Below are 3,806 nucleotides of genomic sequence, written 5' to 3' on the forward strand. Positions count from 1 at the left end.
AGCAGGTCGAGGGCGATGTCGACGATCATGTCCTCCTGCCCGCCGACGAGCGCGCGCCGCCCGACCTCGAGCAGGAGGGTGCGCACGTCGATGCCGTAACGCTCCGACGCTGCCTCCGCGTGGCGGAGGAACGAGGAGTACACGCCGGCGTAGCCGAGGGTGAGGGTCTCGCGGTCCACCCGGACCGGCCGATCCTGAAGCGGCCGGACCAGGTCGTCGGCCGCGTCCTGCAGCGCGAACAGGTCGCTGCCGTGGGTCCAGCCCTGCAGGTCGGCGACGGCGACGAACGCCTCGAGCGGGCAGTTGCCGGCCCCGGCGCCGTGGCCGGCCAGGGAGGCGTCGACGCGAGTGACCCCTTCCTCGACGGCGACCACGGAGTTCGCCACCGACAACGACAGATTCTCGTGGGCGTGGATACCGATCTCGGTGCCCGGGTCGAGCACGCTCCGGTAGGCCCGAACCCGTTCGCGTACCCCGTCCATGGTCAGACGACCGCCGGAGTCGGTGACGTAGACGCAGTGCGCGCCGTAGGACTCCATCAACTTCGCCTGTCGCGCCAGCTCGGCGGGCGGTGCCATGTGGCTCATCATGAGGAATCCGGAGACGTCCATGCCCAGCTCGCGGGCCGTCGCGATGTGCTGGGCCGAGACGTCCGCCTCGGTGCAGTGGGTGGCCACGCGCACCGAGCGGACCCCGAGCCGGTAGGCGTGCTCGAGTTCGCGGATCGTGCCGATCCCGGGCAGGAGCAGCGTGGTGAGACGCGCCCGGGACACGTTCGCGGCCGCGGCCTCGATCCACTCCCAGTCGGTGTGGCTGCCCGGTCCGTAGTTGAGGCTGCCCCCGGCCAGTCCGTCGCCGTGGGCGACCTCGATGGCGTCGACACCGGCCGCGTCCAGCGCGGCCACGATACGGCCCACGTCGTCCGGGGTGATGCGGTGCCGAACGGCGTGCATCCCGTCCCGGAGCGTGACGTCCTGGATGAACAGTTCGGTCGTCATCGGGTGGTCTCCAGTTCTGCCGCGCGCGCGGTGTCCGTCTCGGCGGCGGCCTCCGCGAACCGCAGGGCAGCCGAGGTCATGATGTCGAGATTGCCCGCGTACGCGGGCAGGTAGTGGGCGGCACCCTCGACCTCGAGGAATACCGACACCTGGTGGGTGGGTGTGGTCGGGGCGCCGTCGGCGAGCAGGGTATGCACCGGTTGCCCCTGCGGAACCGGGGTGATCTGCACGTGCTGCTTGAGCCGGTAGCCCGGCACATAGGCGGCCACGTCGGCGACCATCCGCTCGATCGACTCCCGGACGGCGTCGTGCACGACTGCGCTCGGCTCGGAGATCAGGCAGAACACGGTGTCCCGCATGATCAGTGGCGGCTCGGCAGGGTTCAGGACGATCACCGCCTTGCCCCGGGCCGCGCCGCCGACGGACTCGATCGCGTGCGCCGTCGTCTCGGTGAACTCGTCGATGTTCGCGCGGGTGCCGGGTCCGGCGGACTTCGACGCGATGGACGCGACGATCTCGGCGTAGGCGACGGGCGTGACGCGCGAGACCGCCGCCACGACGGGGATGGTTGCCTGCCCACCGCAGGTGACCATGTTGACGTTCGGGGCGTGCCGGTGTGCGTCGAGGTTGACGGCCGGAACGACGAAGGGGCCGATCGCTGCGGGCGTGAGGTCGATCAGCCGCTTGCCGTAGGGTTCGAGCGCGCGGGCGTTGGCCCGGTGCGCCCGTGCCGACGTCGCGTCGAACACGAAGCCGATCTCGTCGAAGTTCGGCAGGCCGATCAGGCCCGCCACGCCGTCGGCGGTGGTGGGGACACCCAGCCGGCGGGCGCGGGCCAGGCCGTCCGACTCCGGGTCGATGCCGACCATGGCGCCCATCTCGAGATTGGTCGAGTTCCGGATCACCTTGATCATCAGGTCGGTGCCGATGTTGCCGGAGCCGATGACGGCCACCTGTGTTCTGCGGGTGCTCATGTGTGGTCCTCCTCGGTGAAGGTCGCGGTCACCGAACCGAGTCCGGTGATGTCCGCGGTGACGGTGGAGCCGGGGTGGACGGGCGCCATCGGCCCGAGAGCCCCGGACAGGACGATCTGCCCGGCGCGGAGCGGTTCACCGAACCGGCGGGCGGTGTCGGCGAGCCACGCCAGGGCCCGCAGCGGGTCGCCCAGGCAGGCCGCGCCGTTCCCGGTGGACACCGCCGCGCCGTCGACACGCATCGCCATCTCGGTGTCGACCGGTTCGAACTCGTCGAGCCCGCGGCGCCGGGTGCCGAGGACGAACAGCCCGGACGAGGCATTGTCGGCGACCGTGTCCCCGAAGGTGATGTCCCACAATGCGATCCGGCTGTCGACGATCTCGAGGGCGGCGACGGCGTAGTCGACGCTGTCGCGGATACGCCGGTCGTCGAGCGGGCCGTCGGCGAGGTCCTGCCCGAGCACGAAGGCGATCTCCGCCTCGACCTTCGGTTGCAGCAGGCGGTGGAAGGGCACGGGTTCGTCCTCGGTGTACTGCATGTCGTCGAACAGGACACCGAAGTCGGGCCGGTCCACGCCGAGTTGCCGCTGGACCGCCGGTGACGTGAGCCCGATCTTGCGACCGACCACACGAGCGCCGGCGGCCGTGCGTGCCGCGTTCAGTTTCGTCTGGACCGCGTAGGCGCGCTCGATATCGGAGCTGCCGATGAGGTCACGCACCGGCGGGCACGGTGAGTGGGTGCGCACCGCGTGGTCGATCCGGACGAAGGCCGCGTGTACAGCCGGATCGTCCGTCGCGGCGCCGCCGGAGGGCGGAGCCGGCATGTGGTCGGTTCCTGGGGAGGGGGTCATGGCGGTCCCGGAAGGTCGAAGGGAATTGGTCTGCCCACTGTCGCCGGGCGAGCCGGCATCCGGCCAGGAAAGTGTTCGACTCAGTGGAACGTACAGTGGCGGGTGACCCGAATCGCCAGGTCACCGGACGAAAGGGTGAATGCGGTGCACACTCCCAGCGACGTACAGATCGACCCGAACACCGTGCTCGGCAAGGTCGTCACCGTGCTGTATGCGTTCACCGTCGACGACCACGGGCTCAGCCTCGCGGAACTCGGCCGGCGCACCGGCATCCCCAAGGGCACCCTGCACCGGCTGGTCTCCGACCTCGTCAAGGTGCGCCTTCTCGACCGCACCCAGGCCGGCTACCGGCTGAGCGGGCAACTGTTCGAACTCGGAATGCGGGCGTCCACCGAACGCAGCTTGATCGAGGTCGCAACCCCGTTCATGGAGGACCTGTACGAGCGGACGCACGAGACGGTGCACCTCGGCATCCTCGAGGGCACCGAAGTGGTCTACATCTCCAAGATCGGGGGACACCGGCAGGCCCGCTCCCCGTCCCGTCTCGGTGGCCGAATGCCGCTGCACTGCACGGCCATCGGAAAGGCCCTCCTCGCATACTCCGATCCGGAGATCATCGAGAGGGTGCTCGCCGGGCCACTCGAACGGCGCACACCGAAGACGCTGTCCGGGCCCGGACTGCTGCGCGCACAGCTCGAACGCATCGTCGACGAGGGGGTCGCGTACGAACGCGAGGAATCCGCGATGGGCATCACCTGCGTCGCCGCGCCGGTACTCGACCCCGACGACCGGCCGATCGCGGCCCTCAGTGTCACCGGTCCCGTGGCCCGCTTCCATCCCGAGCGGCACGCCACGTCGGTGCGCGCGGCCGCGGCCGGCGTCGCCGCCACCCTCGCGCGCCGCGCGCGGATGTCGGAGCCGGAATGAGACGGGGCCGCACCGTGCCCGGCGGCCGGCCCGGCAGTTCCGGCAGGGAACCCCGG

At 70.6% G+C, this 3,806-nt stretch carries 4 protein-coding genes; 1 reads left to right on the forward strand and 3 read right to left on the reverse strand.

Features of this window, described 5'->3' with window-relative positions:
- The 3 genes from dmpG to CQZ88_RS09830 all read right to left on the reverse strand — a co-directional run.
- On the reverse strand, window positions 1-998 hold a 998-nt coding region (gene dmpG / locus CQZ88_RS09820), incomplete at its 3' end, for a 4-hydroxy-2-oxovalerate aldolase (protein ID WP_102799669.1).
- Window positions 995-1,972: an acetaldehyde dehydrogenase (acetylating) gene (locus tag CQZ88_RS09825; protein WP_102799655.1), complete on the reverse strand. Its 978-nt coding sequence runs from the start codon at window positions 1,970-1,972 to the stop codon at window positions 995-997. The genes CQZ88_RS09825 and dmpG, both read right to left, overlap by 4 nt.
- Window positions 1,969-2,796 carry a 2-keto-4-pentenoate hydratase gene (locus tag CQZ88_RS09830; RefSeq protein ID WP_029542682.1) on the reverse strand — a complete coding sequence of 276 codons (828 nt, stop codon included), beginning with the start codon at window positions 2,794-2,796 and terminating at the stop codon, window positions 1,969-1,971. Before CQZ88_RS09830 ends, CQZ88_RS09825 begins: the two co-directional genes overlap by 4 nt.
- 162 nt (window positions 2,797-2,958) lie before the next feature.
- On the opposite strand from CQZ88_RS09830, the gene CQZ88_RS09835 reads away from it, so the two are divergent.
- Window positions 2,959-3,750 carry an IclR family transcriptional regulator gene (locus tag CQZ88_RS09835; protein WP_170914062.1) on the forward strand — a complete coding sequence of 264 codons (792 nt, stop codon included), beginning with the start codon at window positions 2,959-2,961 and terminating at the stop codon, window positions 3,748-3,750.
- Window positions 3,751-3,806 lie beyond the last annotated feature (56 nt).

Origin of the sequence: Rhodococcus sp. ENV425, assembly GCF_002887785.1 — a bacterium.
GTDB lineage: Bacteria > Actinomycetota > Actinomycetes > Mycobacteriales > Mycobacteriaceae > Rhodococcus > Rhodococcus aetherivorans.